Annotated in this window: 14 protein-coding genes and 3 tRNA genes; 7 read left to right on the plus strand and 10 right to left on the minus strand. The window is 49.1% G+C overall.

Features of this window, described 5'->3' with window-relative positions:
- The first annotated feature begins 189 nt into the window (after nucleotides 1–189).
- The 3 genes from GW590_RS12330 to GW590_RS12340 are packed head-to-tail and all read left to right on the plus strand — an operon-like array spanning nucleotide 190 to nucleotide 1787.
- Nucleotides 190–1032, plus strand: a complete 843-nt coding sequence (locus tag GW590_RS12330; RefSeq protein WP_169403352.1) for a winged helix-turn-helix domain-containing protein — start codon at nucleotides 190–192, stop codon at nucleotides 1030–1032.
- A 38-nt stretch (nucleotides 1033–1070) separates the two neighbouring features.
- Entirely contained in the window at nucleotides 1071–1475 is a 405-nt protein-coding gene (locus tag GW590_RS12335; RefSeq protein WP_328803070.1) for a hypothetical protein, read from the plus strand.
- 27 nt (nucleotides 1476–1502) lie between these two features.
- Nucleotides 1503–1787 carry a LysR family transcriptional regulator gene (locus GW590_RS12340; RefSeq protein ID WP_169403354.1) on the plus strand — a complete coding sequence of 95 codons (285 nt, stop codon included), beginning with the start codon at nucleotides 1503–1505 and terminating at the stop codon, nucleotides 1785–1787.
- Nucleotides 1788–1800: 13 nt separating this feature from the next.
- Here GW590_RS12340 and GW590_RS12345 read toward each other — a convergent pair whose 3' ends face one another.
- Entirely contained in the window at nucleotides 1801–2724 is a 924-nt protein-coding gene (locus GW590_RS12345) for a GlxA family transcriptional regulator (protein ID WP_211186749.1), read from the minus strand.
- 427 nt (nucleotides 2725–3151) lie between these two features.
- On the opposite strand from GW590_RS12345, the gene GW590_RS12350 reads away from it, so the two are divergent.
- Entirely contained in the window at nucleotides 3152–4150 is a 999-nt protein-coding gene (locus tag GW590_RS12350; RefSeq protein WP_169403356.1) for a LacI family DNA-binding transcriptional regulator, read from the plus strand.
- Between the two features lie 65 nt (nucleotides 4151–4215).
- Here GW590_RS12350 and GW590_RS12355 read toward each other — a convergent pair whose 3' ends face one another.
- Entirely contained in the window at nucleotides 4216–5538 is a 1323-nt protein-coding gene (locus GW590_RS12355; RefSeq protein ID WP_169403357.1) for a diguanylate cyclase domain-containing protein, read from the minus strand.
- The gene (locus GW590_RS12360) at nucleotides 5539–6168 is read right to left on the minus strand and encodes a YfiR family protein (RefSeq protein WP_169403358.1); all 630 of its coding nucleotides are present in this window, start codon (nucleotides 6166–6168) and stop codon (nucleotides 5539–5541) included. It lies immediately after the preceding gene.
- A 248-nt stretch (nucleotides 6169–6416) separates the two neighbouring features.
- Here GW590_RS12360 and GW590_RS12365 point away from each other — a divergent pair, with 248 nt between their 5' ends.
- Nucleotides 6417–8072 (plus strand): dihydroxyacetone kinase subunit DhaK, encoded by a 1656-nt coding sequence (locus GW590_RS12365; protein ID WP_169403359.1) that lies wholly within the window; start codon nucleotides 6417–6419, stop codon nucleotides 8070–8072.
- Between the two features lie 71 nt (nucleotides 8073–8143).
- On the opposite strand, the gene GW590_RS12370 is transcribed toward GW590_RS12365, so the two are convergent.
- The gene (locus GW590_RS12370) at nucleotides 8144–9613 is read right to left on the minus strand and encodes a SulP family inorganic anion transporter (protein ID WP_169403360.1); all 1470 of its coding nucleotides are present in this window, start codon (nucleotides 9611–9613) and stop codon (nucleotides 8144–8146) included.
- A complete protein-coding gene (locus GW590_RS12375) occupies nucleotides 9610–10227 on the minus strand; it encodes a carbonic anhydrase (RefSeq protein ID WP_169403361.1) in 618 nt (205 codons plus the stop codon). Before GW590_RS12375 ends, GW590_RS12370 begins: the two co-directional genes overlap by 4 nt.
- A 279-nt stretch (nucleotides 10228–10506) precedes the next feature.
- Here GW590_RS12375 and GW590_RS12380 point away from each other — a divergent pair, with 279 nt between their 5' ends.
- Nucleotides 10507–12678: a YgiQ family radical SAM protein gene (locus GW590_RS12380; protein ID WP_169403362.1), complete on the plus strand. Its 2172-nt coding sequence runs from the start codon at nucleotides 10507–10509 to the stop codon at nucleotides 12676–12678.
- Nucleotides 12679–12978: 300 nt separating this feature from the next.
- On the opposite strand, the gene GW590_RS12385 is transcribed toward GW590_RS12380, so the two are convergent.
- Complete coding sequence (locus GW590_RS12385) at nucleotides 12979–14070, minus strand: GGDEF domain-containing protein (protein ID WP_169403363.1); 1092 nt, start codon at nucleotides 14068–14070, stop codon at nucleotides 12979–12981.
- Between the two features lie 246 nt (nucleotides 14071–14316).
- Between GW590_RS12385 and GW590_RS12390 the strand changes: the two genes are divergently transcribed.
- Entirely contained in the window at nucleotides 14317–14601 is a 285-nt protein-coding gene (locus GW590_RS12390; protein WP_169403364.1) for a DUF1435 domain-containing protein, read from the plus strand.
- Between the two features lie 60 nt (nucleotides 14602–14661).
- Here GW590_RS12390 and GW590_RS12395 read toward each other — a convergent pair.
- From GW590_RS12395 to GW590_RS12410, 4 genes are all read right to left on the minus strand, one after another.
- Nucleotides 14662–14748, minus strand: a tRNA-Leu gene (locus tag GW590_RS12395).
- 58 nt (nucleotides 14749–14806) lie between these two features.
- Nucleotides 14807–14893 (minus strand) — tRNA-Leu (locus tag GW590_RS12400).
- Between the two features lie 51 nt (nucleotides 14894–14944).
- A tRNA-Leu gene (locus GW590_RS12405) sits at nucleotides 14945–15031 on the minus strand.
- 181 nt (nucleotides 15032–15212) lie between these two features.
- The gene (locus GW590_RS12410; RefSeq protein WP_169403365.1) at nucleotides 15213–16130 is read right to left on the minus strand and encodes a LysR family transcriptional regulator; all 918 of its coding nucleotides are present in this window, start codon (nucleotides 16128–16130) and stop codon (nucleotides 15213–15215) included.
- Nucleotides 16131–16236: the final 106 nt, after the last annotated feature.

Consider the following 16236-nt stretch of genomic DNA (forward strand, 5'->3'; position numbering starts at 1 on the left):
TCGCTCATTAATATGAGAAAAAACTGAAAATGTGATAAATTCTTGTGAAGTTACGACGGGGAGTATGGTATGTTTCAAACTAATTTATCACTGGGAGTGATAAATTATGACTGGGAGATTCCTTTAAGCTGTTTAAAGACCAATAGGATACCATACTCTCCTGGTGCACAAACTTAATAAGGATTTTTTATGGGAAGTAATAAGGTGCTTTTGCATGAGGGGGTTTATTATAATTCAATCTATTCTTGCCTGGAGAGTCCTAACGGCGAGATCCATCTTACCCCGAATGAAAAAAAGATACTTGAAATAATACTGGATGGTCGTGGCCGTAAGGATACCATTATTGATGAGATTTGGCGGCAACAGGGGGTGATTGTCAGTGAATCAAGTTATCATCAGTTAGTTAAAATGATTAGGCGAAAGTTTGTTGCGGCGGGATTGCCCTCCTCCTGCCTGAAGACTATTCCAAGATATGGCATAGTCTATGTCAGCGAACCGGCGCTAAAGCCTGATTGTACACCTGAGTTTTGTGATATTAATATGAATCCCTTGGCTGTCGTTGCCGGTTGTGGCGATCAACAGCCCGCAAGGGAAGTGACCGCGCAAGAAGAGGTGAATGCGGTCGGCACTGCGGTGTTTTCTGACAATAAAAAACCAGAACGCAGCGATCAAGGCGGGAAAACTTTAATTACTCCAGAATTAGGTGTCAAAACATCCCCTCTCAAAATATCTTATATTGTTTCTTTTGTGATTTTTATTTGCACGGCTGTAGCGATCCTGATTTTGTTAAATGCTAATGAAACAAAAAATTATTTCGTCATGTCAAAGCAAATCGATAATGTAAACTATTACGTTACGCCTGCAACCAAACTGGCTCCTTCGGTATGGCAGAATGTTGTGCACAGTGTTACTCCCGCGACCAGGGATGTTTATATTGCATCCAATGGCCCTAAAGTCTGGGTGGCGTACTGCGAGAATAATATCTATAAGGATCATGTGCCGTGTACTTACGAACATTTTTCAGTTTACTGATAACGACCATTGTACTCACCATCACGGGATATTTTCTTGTGGTCAAGGTTATATTTGGACAGAAAATCCCGCTCACCCCGTGCACTATGGTGGTAAGCGATGGGAAATTTATCAATGATAACTATAAACGCTATCAATTTAACGGGGTAGTGACGCTTTGGTTAAAAAATAATATGATTACAGTCTTCGGTGTTTATGAGACCAACGAGGGCAAGAAAAAACTGACCCGCAACCTGCTTCTTGATCATGTTAAAACAGAAGGAAATATTGTAACGGGCACGGTTAAGTCGATAAATATTTCACCTTCAGATCAAGTCGATGACAACGGTAACTTCTTCAGCGCCAAGGATGAAAGACTTAATATTCATTTTAAAAAGATAAAGAAAGGCGAATATTTGGTTATGATTAATAACAACTGGATCTCATCCTGTAAAGAAAACTGATAAAGAATAAATTGAGAATCTGTATCTATGATTTCAGGTTTCAAGAAAATTGATGCCTTCGTTGCCGTTGTCGAAAGCGGCAGTTTTGAAGGGGCGTCAATCAGGTTGAATGTAACGGCCTCGGCCGTGTCTCTTAGAGTCCGCTCCCTGGAAATTGAGTTGGGGTTTAAACTGATAACGCGTAAAAGACCCTGTGAGTTGACCGCAGCAGGGGCCAGTATTTATCGCCACGCCTTGCAACTGCAAGAAATTAAAACCAATATGCAAAAAGCACTGGCTCCCTTTCTGGTTACCCCTGACAAAGGCGCCTGACGGTTCTCCGCCATCATTTGGGGCGAAAGTGGCAGGGGGATTCGCCAAAGAATTTTAAAAATGCGCGGCGCATACTCTTTGTGCCTGAAAAGCCACAGTGCTGGGCAATCTTGTCTAACGATAGTCGACCCTGGATAACGTGTTGGCGAGCCACTTCGGCACGTATCTGGGCTACGGCTTTCGCGGGAGATGTCCCGGTCTCCTCTTTAAACAATCGACTAAATTGTCTTGGGCTGAGATTTGCCAGCTCAGCCAGTTGCGTAATGGTTACCGTGTTGCTTAAATTTTCTCTAATATAACGCAGGGAGCGGTTGATCCTGTCGCTGTTACCATGGCGTGAGAAACTTTGTAATATCGCCAGTTGGCTATTGTTTTCATATTTGATAAACATCTGCTCAATAACATTCATCATATGCATGGCTTCTGTCGTTCCCGACTCTTCTTCAATAATGGTTAATATCAGGTCCACCCCAGCCCAGTTACCGCTGGCGGTCCAAATATGGTCATTGAGTATCAGCACCGACTCTTTGTGTAACTTGACTTTCGGCAGCGCCTGACTGAATGTGGAAAGTTGGAAACGTTTATTTTCTGTATCTTGCCTAATCAGCGCTGAAAATGGCGTCAAATAGCCGGATATATTGGCACTGGCGCGCAGTTTGCCAATATATCTCACTTTATGATTGCCATTTGCCTGCTGTAATGCCTTGCGATGGCAGGCCCATGATGAGTTATTAACACCGGGGTTTTCCATGATAATCAAGCTGCTAAGCGTGCCAAGAATGGCATGATTGGTCATTCTTGTTTCCACCGGCAGGTGACACGCACTGTAAACAATACCGCCATCAGGGGAGAGTAATATCAGCTGATATCGCTTGTTGAGAGTATGAGTTGGGTTAGTCAGATCCAGAACAGCCGACAGCCGCGAAAGTGTCAGCATGTTAAATCCACTGGAAATAAAACATCCAATTTTTTTCATTTTTTGTGCTCTAATAAGCCCAAATCATCTGGTGTTAGTGACTGGTAGGGTTATTTTGATTCATTAATTTTAATTAAACTTATTGTTTTTTATTGAGTAATTATATGTTTTACAAAAAGTAATAATAAAATGAAATGAGTGACAACGTCAACATAGGTGAATTAATTAAATATAGGTGCTTGTTAGCTAACAGGAATGTCGTTTATCTATTGTCCAGGTCAACTATGATTTTGAGATGTAATCTGCTAGCTTATGTCTATCCGTAATAATTCGATTTTATTAAATGAAATAGGTGGTGCTTTTAAATGAATTATATTTAAAGTGTGGCATTGCGCAGGTAACCGGTTCTAGAATAGGCATCGTTTTCGTGATAAAAGTAAAAATAGAGATGAATAAAAGAAACGGAAAGGCCGCGACCATTAACGATGTTGCCAGATTATCAGGTGTGACTAATATCACGGTTTCACGGGTGTTTAATACCCCGGAAAAAGTGAAACCCGAGACCCGCTCTCTGGTCATGCGCATGGCTGATTATCTGCATTATGTGCCAAATGCATTGGCGCAGGGGACAAAAAACAACGCCAGCCGAATTATCGGTATTGTAACTGATGATACGTTTAATGCTGTTTATTCTTATGTGATTAATGCACTTTGCCTGATTTCAGAAAAGAAAGGTTATTCAGTGATGATTTTTACCACCCAGGGCAGTCGGGACAGTGAGGCCAAGGCATTGAATACCCTGGTTGGATATAAGGCTGCCGGGATTGTGCTCTCGGTGGTTGATGACTCGCCTGATTATGACACCAGCCATATTCGGAACATTGAGAAATCTTCGACCCGACTCATTCAGTTCGACCGCGAATATGACAGTCAATTACCAGGTGTATTTATCGATAACCTGCAAGCAGGTGAACGGGTCGCCGAGGTCATTAACGCCCGAGGGTTTACCTCGCTGCTGATTATCGGCGGTAAGCAGAGCTCGCGCATTACCCGGCAGCGTATTGCCGGGATCACCGCAAACATAGCCGCTGAGGTGGTGGTCGAGGTGCTCTACGCCGACTACCGTTATGAGAATGCCCGCGCCACCATCGCTCGGCACTTTGCGCAACAACAGAGGAATTATCAGTGCATCGTCGGCATCAACGGTCCTATTACCCTTGGGGCTATCAGCGTCGCTACTGCGCTGAATCTTAAGGGGCTGGCGTTTATCTCTATCGATGCCATTCCCCATGCTGAGGATTTTAATATTTTCTACCCTTGCGTGGTGCATGACTACCAACAGTGGGCGGCGACGGTGGCCGAAAATATGATGTCCGCGATCGAACAGCAGGACTATGAAGCGCGGGTTTTCATGCCGGGCAAACTGAAGAATTTTGACTGGGAATAATTCTCTGTGTAGCCACCAGCGGCAGACGGGCAAATAGCCGCTTGCGCGAGGAGCCAGTCTGGCCTTTAGGGTTGCTTTTCAGCCAACGTAGAGGATATCGGCGAACCTACAGGAAGTGTCCCGCTCGTTAAATGAACGTTTCCAGCGAGATGCCAACAACTGCCGGCAACACTTTTTGAGCGATACATGGCACCGTCGGCTCTTTCCAGCAGTTCTTTCGCTGTTTGTCCATGCCAGGGGTAGAGCGCAATTCCGATACTGAGGGAGACGTACAAGCTGTTATTGCCCAGCAACGAAATGGGTTGCTGCATGCTTTGCACAATATGATCGGCAATGTGGCAGGCTTCTTCCAGGCTGTGTATTGGTGAAAGCAGAATAGCGAATTCATCGCCTCCCAGGCGACACAGCAGGTCACTGTCGCGGATGGTGGGACTGAGTCGCTCGCCAAGGGTCGTGAGTACAATATCGCCCGCCGCATGGCCCAGTGAGTCGTTGATATGTTTAAAGTTGTCAACATCGATAAACAGCAGTGCAAGACTGTTTTCCGCGCGGAGCGGGTTAAAACACTGGTTAAGGGTATCGATAAAAAATGCCCGGTTATACAGGCCGGTCAGTCCATCATGCAGGGCTTTGTGGATCAACGAGTCGTTCTCGATTTTGAGATGATGTTGCCAAGACTCCAGTTCGTTCAATAAGCTGTTGAAGTCACTGCTGAGCTCATGCAGCTCGGCAATAGAGGCCGAAGGTACACGGACATTAAAGGTCCGATTGGCACTGACGTCGTGTGCCACATGGGTAATATGCTGCAAAGAGCCGACGATCCCCGACAACATATGTTTGGATAAATAGAAGGCAATAAGCGCACTTAAGAGCAGCGAGAGCAGCAGGCCGATGAACACTTGCAGCAAAAAACCGATCATGCCGGAACCGTCGGCGGACAGAGTAATCAGCGCCACCGTTTCGCCGGAATGAACAATCGGTAGCGAGACGGGAGCGGGGAACGCCAGATGGCCGACATATTGCCCCAGTTTGTTCCAGGTGGCATTGGCGGGACGCTTCCACTCGGCAATTAGCTCTCCTCCCGGTGAGGTGATGGTGGCCTGATAAAACTCTTCGTTAACGGCGATAATTTTTAAGGCTTCTCTCACTGCGGAGTTGTCATTAAAGACGATGGCGGCTTCGGAAGTGTAGCTGATGGCGCGGGCAATCAGTTGCAGGTTTTTTTCGGTATGGGCACGGATGGCGAGAAGGGCAAGCAAGGTTAACAAGATCCCCGCCAGGCCAATGGCAATCACGATGACCATAAAATGAATACGATTAAGCACCCGGCTCAATGTCGGTCTGGCTTTAGATGGATTATCGGCAGACAGGGAGTGGTTATGAATCATTTAATCCTCCTTTTCCCTGGCCAGCTGTAACACGTTTGGATTCACTCGGACTCCGCTGCGTGACAGGGTATCCCGATTCAATTTGAAGTCGATATGGCCGGGATTGATGATCAAACAAAAAGCATTGGCGAGCGCGCAGGCATCGTCATTTTCGCTGAGGGTCAGGACAGGATGGCCACTGATGCTGTCGTACAAGTCTCGTTGCTGCTCGGTGGTCATTAAACCCGAATAGATAGCATCACAGGATGAGGATAATTTAGCGTTGCTTAACAATTGGGTGCTGACTTCGAGCGTTTTTCCGGTGATATTTTTATTACTGGACACCAGTCCTGCGGCATAAACCACCGGCGGGATCACGCAAAGGCGCAGGGTGTCCGGTGGGGGGCGTGAAGGCCAGATTGAAAAACTTAAAATGCCCAGCACGGTTTTACTTACCAGCTCGGTTTGTGTTGGCTCGGGGGCTACCATCGCAGTTTTCCCCGCTGCCTCGGGCACCCGTGCAGTTTGCGCGTTGGTTTCGGCAAGGCTGAAAATCAGGGAAATAATTAAAAAGAACAATAATCCGATAAACCCTCGCTTGGTGACACGAGCTTTACTGGTAACATCTTTCACATGACGCGTTATTGTCATAAGCGGTTTCTTCTGGTGATTAATTATTTCTGATTAGTCCCAATTAATGTTCAAGATAACTTTAACTACATCTAGGTAGGCCTGGTCAATAAAAAAAGCATTATGGCTGTTTTACGGAGTGTTTAATGTACACATGTTGTCATTATGTTGAATGGATGTAGAAATGGAGGTCCAATTTATTTATTCAGTTAGCTATTTTTCACTAAACTTTGAGTTATTCGTTAAACCCTTAAAAGGAATATAAAGGTATGTCTACATTTTTTATGAACGAGCGCAATGACCTGATTAACGATGTAATTGAGGGCGCAATTTTAACTTCCCCATTTAAAAATCTTGCCAAACTCGATGTTGATGCAGCGATTCGCGTTGTGGTGCGTAAAGATTGGGATAAAAAGAACGTGGCGCTGATCTCGGGAGGGGGATCCGGTCATGAACCAGCGCACGTCGGCTTTGTGGGCAAGGGGATGCTGACCGCCGCGGTTTGTGGCGATCTCTTTGCTTCACCGAGTGTTGATGCCGTGTTAAACGCTATCGTCGCGGTAACCGGCGAAGCCGGGTGTTTACTGATCGTTAAAAACTATACCGGCGACCGACTGAATTTTGGCTTGGCCGCCGAAAAAGCCAAACAGTTGGGGTATAAGGTCGAGTTGGTGATGGTGTCTGATGATATCGCGTTGCCCGATAACAAGCAGCCACGCGGCATTGCCGGTACGGTGTTAGTGCACAAAATTGCCGGCTATGCGGCCGAGCAGGGACAGTCGTTGGCAGAAGTCACCGCATTGGCGGAAAAAGCCATCAAGGCTACCTCCAGCATTGGTGTCGCCATGAGCGTTTGTAACCTGCCGGGTGGCGATGACGAAGAACAGGACGCTGACCGTATCGATGCCGGACACGTGGAATTGGGATTGGGGATCCACGGTGAACCAGGCGTTTCGGTAATCAAAACGCATAATACGCAAAAGATCGTCAAGACGCTGGTGGAAAAGCTGCAACAGGAGATTAAAGGCCAAGGCAAACTGGCTTTGTTGATCAACAACCTGGGGGGCGTTTCCCAGCTCGAAATGGGGCAGATCACCAAAGAGTTGGTCTATTCGCAACTGCAAGACGCAATTAGCTACCTGATTGGCCCAGGTGTTTTGGTCAGTGCACTGGATATGAAAGGCTTTTCGCTGTCGGCCATTGTACTCGACAAAGAGATTGAGACAGCGCTGCTGGCCGATGTGGAAGCTATTGGTTGGCATCGTGCCGTTAAGCTGGAAAAGCTGCCATTACAAAAAGCTGAAAAGGTGACACAAAAAGCGCAGGTCAAGCCTTCTGCCAATGCCGAAGTCGGTAAACGCGTCAAGGTGATCACCGAAACCCTGATTTCGCTGGAAAGTGAACTGAATAAGCTGGATGCCAAAGTCGGTGATGGCGATACCGGATCGACCTTTGCATCCGGTGCAAAAGCGATCCTCGATCTGCACCAGGCCAACCAGTTGCCGCTCAACGATCTTTCTGCGCTGTTCGCCGTGGTGGGCGATCGTCTGGCTACGGTAATGGGCGGATCCAGCGGTGTATTGATGTCGATCTTTTTCACGGCCGCCGGGCAAAAAATCAGTGAAGGCGGGACGCTGGCACAGGCTCTGTTGTTTGGATTGCAACGCATGAAGCACTATGGCGGTGCTGACCTTGGCGACCGCACCTTGATTGATGCCTTGCAACCCGCACTGGAGGCCCTTGATCATCAGGCTGACGATATCAAAGGTGCGGCTGCGGCTGCGGAAAAAGGGGCAAACGCTACCAGCACGATGAAGAAAGCCAATGCCGGGCGCTCATCCTATCTCAATAGCGAAAGCCTCAATGGGGTAAAAGATCCCGGCGCAGTCGCTATCGAAAACGTTTTTGCGGCGCTGGTAAAGTAATCAATTTGCCTTAGCTCGTTTAACGGTTGATTCAGGGGTCAGGTTCAAGCGAACCCTGACCCCTTGCCTGGTCAACCCGGCCATCTGTCCAGCACTATCCCGCGATGCCCGGCTTTGGCACCAAACTCATCCAGCAACGCCTGCACATCGGGATCGATATAGCCGGCGTTATCCTGTTCGACTCTGACTACGCTATTATCCGGGATCTCCGCCAGCAGGCTTTGCAGCCGCGGGTTATGCAGAAAAGTCAGGTTTTGCCGAAAGCGCATGACATAATGATCGTCATAGCGGGTTAGCTGTAGCGCATTGTGGTGGCTTTTATACGTGCTGGCCAACAGTTGCGCCAATAATCCGCCGCTAATACCCACCAACATGCCAAATGCCATAATCCCGCCAATAGTGACCATAAAGGGAAGAAACTGCGCCATGCCCTGTCGCCACTGCGCGGCAAATAATTGCGGTGATGCCAGCTTATAGCCGGTATAGAGCAACACGGCGGCTAAACAGGCCAGGGGAATGGTATTGATCACCGCACTGAAAAACAGGCCGCATAACAGCAGCAACATGCCGTGCAGTAAAATTGAGACTTTGCTGCGCGCTCCGGCGTTGACGTTGACCGAACTGCGCACGATCACTGCGGTGATCGGCAAGCCACCGAACATGCCGCTAAGCAGATTGCCCAGGCCCTGCGCGCGCAGTTCTTTATTCGCCGACGGGGTTGGCGTTTGCTGTTGCAGCTTTTTTAACGCTTCCTGACTAAGCAGGGTTTCCAGACTGGCCACCAGCGCCAGCGTGACCGCCACCATATACACCGCAGGATTGTTCCATGCCCGCCAGTTTGGGCTTTCAAGCTGCGCCATGACCTGCTCAAGACTGTCAAATTTTGGCAACGCAATGCGCGGCAGTTGATGCATATTTTCCGGTAGCAAGCGCTCACCGATCAGCACAGCCAGACTGCCCCACAGCACCGCGATCAGCGAGCCGGGGACATAGGTGAGTAAGCCGATTTTTTTAAAAGCCGGGGTGGTCCACAGCCAGAGGATCAGCAATGCCACGACGGCGATGCCAGCGACCCAGGGAGAGAAATGAAAAGCCGGATCGACAACCATGCCGATAAGCCCCTGCTCACCTTGATAACCTAATGCTACCGGGATCTGTTGGCCGATCAACAACAGACCGATCGCTGCCAGCATACCCTGGATCACGCTCGCCGGGATCAGACTGATAAAGCGCCCGGCCTTGATCACGCCGAGAAGGATCTGCAATACACCCGCCAGCATCAGGGCCAGTAGCAGAGATGAAAAGGACCCGAGGGTTTCCATTGCGGCCACCACAATGGTGACCAGGCCCGCGGCCGGGCCACTGACGGCAAAGCGCGAAGGACTGAGCAACGTGACCATCACTCCGCCGATCACCCCGGTCAGTAGCCCGACAAAGGGCGGCATCCCGCTGGCATGAGCAATTCCCAGGCTCAGGGGCAGAGCCACCAGAAAAAGCACCACACCGGCGGGAAGATCATAACGCAGGTTAGACAGATTCATGATGCTTTCTCCATCGCATACTGATGGATCAGCTGTTTTAAATGGCCGCTGTGCAGATCATAGATACAACCAAACAAATGCAATGCGTGGCCTTGCTGCCAGCGTTGCTGCACCGGAACAGTGGCGACCAGATTGGCAAACTGTTGGCGGACATTGACTTCTACCAACAGGTTTTGTCGGTCGCTTTCCGCTGGCAGATGAAGATGTTCACCCAGTGTCTGGCGCAATAAGGTGATACGGCGCGAAAGGGCGTTATCCTGTGCGGCCAGGGAGATCTCTGGCAGGCTGCTGGCGGCCTGGACACCGCCGCAACCGTAATGGCCGCACAGGATAATGGCAGAAACGTGCAGATACTCGAGGGCGTAATGCAGCACACTTAGCAGATTATCGTCGTCAGCGACCACCATATTGGCGATATTGCGATGGACAAATAACTCGCCGGGATGGCAGCCGGTCAGTACTTCAGCCGGTACACGGCTGTCGGAGCAGCCAATCCATAGCGAGTGGGGCTGCTGCGGTTGCGCGGTTTGCGCAAAGTAGTGCGCATCGTTTTGGCGCTGCATCAGCGCCCAGCTGCGATTGCGGGCCAGTAGGGGTTTTAAACTTGTCACCATTTACTTCTCACTGTCTGGGGGCATCAATGCCTAATGAAAAGATCCGTTACTTACCGGGTAAAGCCTCTTTGTTACGGTTTTTAACAGCGTAGTCGGCAATGACGCAGACGCAACATATGAGAGTTTTCGATCCCGGTCGTATTTTCAGGATTTTTTTATTGACGCAACGCATGTTCATCTCAGGTACTCCGGCGTTTATGGGCATCCCCCGCTATACTTTCGGCCCGGAGTTATTTCCTCGGTAAATTACATTTCTTTGCAAAACGAAAGAGAACTGCCATGCCAGCCAGCCTGATCCAACCCGAACGTAAACTGTTTTCCTATCCGCGCTATTGGGCTGAATGTTATGGCACAGCACCTTTCTTGCCGATGACGCGTCAGGAGATGGATCAACTCGGTTGGGATAGCTGCGATGTGATCCTGGTGACCGGGGATGCCTATGTCGATCATCCCAGCTTTGGGATGGCGATTGTCGGCAGAATGCTCGAGGCTCAGGGCTTCCGTGTCGGTATCATTGCCCAGCCGGACTGGACCAGCAAAGCGGACTTTATGCGCCTTGGCAAACCCAATCTATTCTTTGGCGTTACCGCCGGGAATATGGACTCGATGATTAACCGCTATACCGCCGAGCGTAAACTGCGTCAGGATGATGCCTACACGCCAGGCAACATTGGCGGTAAACGCCCCGATCGCGCGACGCTGGTCTACAGTCAGCGTTGTAAAGAGGCATTCAGTGATATTCCGGTGATCCTTGGCGGTATTGAGGCCAGCTTACGCCGTATTGCTCACTACGATTATTGGTCAGATACCGTTCGTCGTTCGGTGCTGGTGGATGCCAAAGCCGATATGCTGATTTATGGCAATGGTGAACGACCGCTGGTGGAGGTGGCGCACCGTCTGGCGTCCGGTGAGCCAATTGGCGAGATCCAGGACGTGCGTAATACGGCGATTATGCGTAAAAGTGCCCTGATTGGCTGGAGTGGCGTCGATTCTACCCGTCTTGATAAACCGGGACGGATTGAACCGATCCTCAATCCCTATGGCTGCGATCTTCCCTGCGCTGATGGCGCCGCAGCGGCAGAAACACCGGCATTTCCTATTAATGTTCGCGCTCATACGCCCAAGCCATGGGAGAAAACCTATGTCCTGCTGCCCTCTTTTGAAAAGGTTAAAGCAGACAAGGTGCTATATGCGCACGCCTCGCGTATTTTGCATCATGAAACCAACCCCGGCTGTGCGCGGGCGCTGATGCAAAAACACGGTGATCGCTTTGTGTGGATCAATCCTCCGGCGATACCGCTGTCGACAGAAGAGATGGATGGCGTGTTTGCCTTGCCTTATCGCCGCGTTCCCCATCCATCCTATGGCAAAAATAAAATACCGGCCTATGAGATGATCCGCTTTTCGATCAATATTATGCGGGGTTGTTTTGGCGGTTGTTCCTTCTGTTCGATAACCGAACATGAAGGTCGGATCATCCAGAGTCGTTCCGAGGCCTCGATCGTCAATGAAATCGAGCAAATCCGAGATGAGGTCCCCGGCTTTACCGGCGTTATTTCCGATCTCGGTGGACCTACCGCCAATATGTATCATTTGCGATGTCAGTCGCCGCGTGCGGAACAGAGTTGCCGACGCGCATCCTGTGTTTATCCGCAGATTTGTCAGCATATGGACACCAATCACCAGCCGACCATCGATCTTTACCGTCGCACTCGCAAACTGCCGGGGATTAAAAAAATCCTTATTGCCAGTGGCGTACGCTACGATCTGGCGGTGGAGGATCCGCGTTATATTCAGGAACTGGCTGAACATCACGTTGGCGGCTATCTGAAAATTGCCCCGGAACATACCGAAATCGGACCGTTGTCGATGATGATGAAGCCGGGAATGGGCAGTTATCATCGTTTTAAACAACTGTTTGACCAATACTCGGCCCGTGCCGGTAAACAGCAATATTTAATTCCCTATTTTATTTCTGCTCATCCAGGTACGCGGGATGAAGACATGGTCAATTTGGCATTATGGCTGAAGGAAAACCGTTTCCGTCTCGACCAGGTGCAGAACTTTTATCCCTCACCGCTGGCCAATGCCACTACCATGTATTACACCGGTAAAAACCCGTTAGCCAAGGTGGATTACAAAAGTGAAGATGTCTATGTTGCCCGCGGCGAGCGTCAGCGGCGGTTGCATAAAGCCCTGTTGCGTTATCACGCCCCCGAGAATGCGCCCCTCCTGCGTGAGGCATTAACCGAGATGGGGTTACAGCGATTGATCGGCAACCGTGCGGATTGCCTGGTGGCACCAGCAACGGACAATGAACGTCGTTCACACGGCACGAAAGGCAAAGATATAAAGGGCGTGAAATTACAACCGGCGAAAACGCGTTTTACCGAACAAAAGAATAATATCGCCTTAACCGCCAGAAAAAAGCGTGCTTCACGCCCTGATTAAATGTGTTGTAGTAAAAAAATGAGGTCAGCCGGGAGTGAAGTTATCACTATTACAGTGTAAAACTCCCAGGCTCAGACATTATTGCGTGGTTTTTTGGCGGCAGTGGGGCTAACTGCGTTTTTGCTGCATATAAATAGCAGAAGAAAGGGGCTATTTATTTTCTTTTTTTAATGCCATCAAGCGGCAATACTATTGCGATGCCCGGTTAATTTAACTTAAGTTGAATTCCTGTTTTTTTATATCTCCAGACGCTCATCCAATTTATCTGGAGATTTTCACCACCCCATTCGTTTTATCGTCTCAGCTATTACAGGCGATCGGTTCCCAGGCATAAACAATGTTATTACGGCCGATGCTTTTGGCACGATACAACGCACTATCGGCACTGGTGACGGCAGCTTCAAAGTCGGTGTTGTGCAGCAGCGCCACACCGGCACTGAGCGTGACATGGGTCGATACATCGGTATTGAAGTGATGGGGGATTTCCAGCCCCTCCACGCGCCGCTGGATGCGTTCGGCCATGTGCATGGCATATTCCTGATTGACGTTGGCCATCAGCACCAGAAACTCTTCACCGCCGTAACGGACGACAATATCCCGCGAGCGCACTGCATCGCGAATGGCGGTAGCGACACGCACCAGCGCCTGATCGCCCATACTATGGCCATAGTTGTCGTTGTAGGCCTTAAAGTGGTCAATATCCAGCAGCATCACATAGTTACTGCTGTTCCCCTGACTGAATATGGCCTGTAACTTGTTTTGTAATCCGCGGCGGTTATACAAGCCGCTGAGGGGATCGATCATGCTGAGGTCGCTGAATTTCTCTCTTTCATTATAGAGGTTATTGACCAGTTTTTTGGTAAAGGCATCGCTACGTCTGATCATTAATTGATGCAGAGAGAGGCCAATTAAAGGTAAGGCGATAGTAAAGCTTATCTGCAATATATGGAGGAAATCATCTAAAAATAGCACTGCTATGGAGGATGGTGCTGCGTGCAGACAAAAGGCCAGAAAATTATCCGATAGCGCAATGGCACTGATAAAAAATATCGTCAACAGGCTGATTTGCAAATATCCGCTATCGAGCTCACCAATACTGTGAAAACGCAGTGAAATATGCCAGGCCCATAACAACCCTATGGTTATTGAGCATATCTCTAATGGACGGGTATGCCTTTTCTTACTAAAAAAAGAAAGAAGTAAACCGGTTATACAAATAATTGCAATTGCCACCAGCGGAAAGGTTCTGGCAGAACTGCCGGGCACCGGATTAGCCATGGTCACCGGGCCATTCATGATAAATAGAGATGATGCACTGTTCAAAAAAAAGAATAGCAACATAGACAAACGATGCTTGCTTCTCAGCAATTCGTCATAGGAATGAAAAGTCATAAAATTCACTCTATTTAGCTGGTATTGACTTAATAGATAAAAGAATATATTAGCAAGCCTGGTTGGTGATGCTAATAATTTATGCAAGTAATTATTTGCTTGTAAATTAATATGGAGATTTTTATTAAAATTACCACTTTTGTGGTCGGGTGTCACTCGTTGTACATCGCTGCGGGCAAAATGATGCGTAATGAGAAAAATTGCTATATGCTACTGGTTATCATTATCAATTGATTGGGCAGTGTGATGATTACAGCAATGGTTATAGCCTGTGGATTGTGGCTAGTCAGCGGGTGTCTGGGCAAGCGTCTGTCCAGCGGCTGGGGCGTGCTCTTGCCTGGGGCTCTGCTGCCGATGTTGGCACTGGCCAACCTGACGCTGGGGCAACTGCGGGGCCTGGTGATCCTGGCAATGCTTGCCACACTGCTGATGCTGTTTAACAGCAGGTTACGGCACTACCTGTTATTGCCTTCATTTCTGGCATTAGCCGGAGGATTGGCTGCGGTATCGCTAAATTTCAACTGGCGGTAAACAAAAAGCAGGGAGGAGCGAATAAAACGAGAAGAAGGGGGAAGAAGCTTGACGATCATCTGGTGCGAAGAGAGGGACTTGAACCCTCACGTCCGTAAGAACACTAACACCTGAAGCTAGCGCGTCTACCAATTCCGCCACCTTCGCACAAATGATTGCTTTTACTGCGTTGTACCGCTTGTTGACATCAATTATACAATCACAGTGGTGCGAAGAGAGGGACTTGAACCCTCACGTCCGTAAGAACACTAACACCTGAAGCTAGCGCGTCTACCAATTCCGCCACCTTCGCAACGTTCTGCGTTGTACTGTTTTGATGCTTAAGCTAATACTGATGATTGTCTGGTGCGAAGAGAGGGACTTGAACCCTCACGTCCGTAAGAACACTAACACCTGAAGCTAGCGCGTCTACCAATTCCGCCACCTTCGCATCTTGTTTGTTACTGCATAAAAATTAATCAATGCAACAACGACAACCACGGGGGCGAATTCTAGAGATTTTCACGTAGGCGTCAATAGTTATTTCCGTTAATCGCCGCGTTTGTTGCAAAAAACAGCATATTCCGAGCGAATTGCCTTTTCTCTGCCGCTTACTCGGGTTTGTCGTTGGTTTAATGAACGTTTTTTTCCACCGCCGACAAGTGGGCAAACAGCTCAATCAGCCAGTCTAATAGCACTCTAACGCGCGGGGCGAGAAAACGTCCCGGTGGATACATGATATAGAGCGGCATCGGCGGCGGTATCAATTGCGGCAACACTTCCACCAATTCACCGTTTTGCAGTGCCTGACTGACCACGCGTTTCGAGGTTTGGATCAGTCCATACCCCGCCTTGGAGGCAGCGATATAGGCATCTGCTCCGCTGACCGTCAGCCCATGGGGTAGCGTTACGCGCTGGACTTTTTGATTAACCATAAATTCCAGATGCGATTCGGGCGGTTGGTGGGCAAAGAAATAGGCCACCGCCTGGTGCTGTTGCAGATCGGTCAACTGCTGCGGTGTGCCTGTACGAGCCAGATACTCCGGCGACGCACAGGTGGTTTGTGCCAGCATGGCAATCGGCCGCGATTGCAGGTTTTCATTCTCAGTTGGCCAGGCGCGGATCACACAGTCAACCCCCTGATGCAGCAAGTCCACGGCGTTATCATTGGCGCTGACCGTCAGGTTGATATGGGCATAGCGGGCGCTAAATTCCGGTAAGGCCGGCAGCACAATTTCACGGGCAATGGAGTGGGGCATATCAATACGTACATTGCCCACCGGTTGCAGCTTGTGATGGGCAAACAGATTATCCGCCTCGTCGAAGGCGGCGAGCAGTTGTAAACAGCGCTGATAATAGATCTCGCCTTCTTCGGTAATTTTAACCTGCCGCGTGGTACGCAGAAACAGCCGTACGCCCAGGCGCTGCTCAAGGTTTTTCAAGGTGGTACTCACCGTTGCCCGTGGCAATGCCAGGTCCTCTGCGGCACGGCTAAAACTGCCCAATTCCTTGATGCGAATAAAAATCCGCATCGCCTGGATCTGATCCATCTTCTCCGCCTATTGTTTGCGATTTATGAATAGTGTTGCACAAATCGCCCTATTTATCTTTTTTGCTTAAACAACCAGACTTTGTTGCATCACCTCAAGCGTTGCG

Origin of the sequence: Rouxiella aceris (assembly GCF_012933545.1) — a bacterium.
GTDB lineage: Bacteria > Pseudomonadota > Gammaproteobacteria > Enterobacterales > Enterobacteriaceae > Rouxiella > Rouxiella aceris.

Coding starts and splice junctions, on each gene's coding strand:
- GW590_RS12380 (WP_169403362.1), top strand. CDS start 10,507: ATGCCAGCCAGCCTGATCCAACCCGAACGTAAACTGTTTTCCTATCCG.
- GW590_RS12375 (WP_169403361.1), bottom strand. CDS start 10,227: ATGGTGACAAGTTTAAAACCCCTACTGGCCCGCAATCGCAGCTGGGCG.
- GW590_RS12355 (WP_169403357.1), bottom strand. CDS start 5,538: ATGATTCATAACCACTCCCTGTCTGCCGATAATCCATCTAAAGCCAGA.
- GW590_RS12365 (WP_169403359.1), top strand. CDS start 6,417: ATGTCTACATTTTTTATGAACGAGCGCAATGACCTGATTAACGATGTA.
- GW590_RS12390 (WP_169403364.1), top strand. CDS start 14,317: ATGATTACAGCAATGGTTATAGCCTGTGGATTGTGGCTAGTCAGCGGG.
- GW590_RS12345 (WP_211186749.1), bottom strand. CDS start 2,724: ATGCTGACACTTTCGCGGCTGTCGGCTGTTCTGGATCTGACTAACCCA.
- GW590_RS12330 (WP_169403352.1), top strand. CDS start 190: ATGGGAAGTAATAAGGTGCTTTTGCATGAGGGGGTTTATTATAATTCA.
- GW590_RS12360 (WP_169403358.1), bottom strand. CDS start 6,168: ATGACAATAACGCGTCATGTGAAAGATGTTACCAGTAAAGCTCGTGTC.
- GW590_RS12410 (WP_169403365.1), bottom strand. CDS start 16,130: ATGGATCAGATCCAGGCGATGCGGATTTTTATTCGCATCAAGGAATTG.
- GW590_RS12370 (WP_169403360.1), bottom strand. CDS start 9,613: ATGAATCTGTCTAACCTGCGTTATGATCTTCCCGCCGGTGTGGTGCTT.
- GW590_RS12350 (WP_169403356.1), top strand. CDS start 3,152: ATGAATAAAAGAAACGGAAAGGCCGCGACCATTAACGATGTTGCCAGA.
- GW590_RS12340 (WP_169403354.1), top strand. CDS start 1,503: ATGATTTCAGGTTTCAAGAAAATTGATGCCTTCGTTGCCGTTGTCGAA.
- GW590_RS12385 (WP_169403363.1), bottom strand. CDS start 14,070: ATGACTTTTCATTCCTATGACGAATTGCTGAGAAGCAAGCATCGTTTG.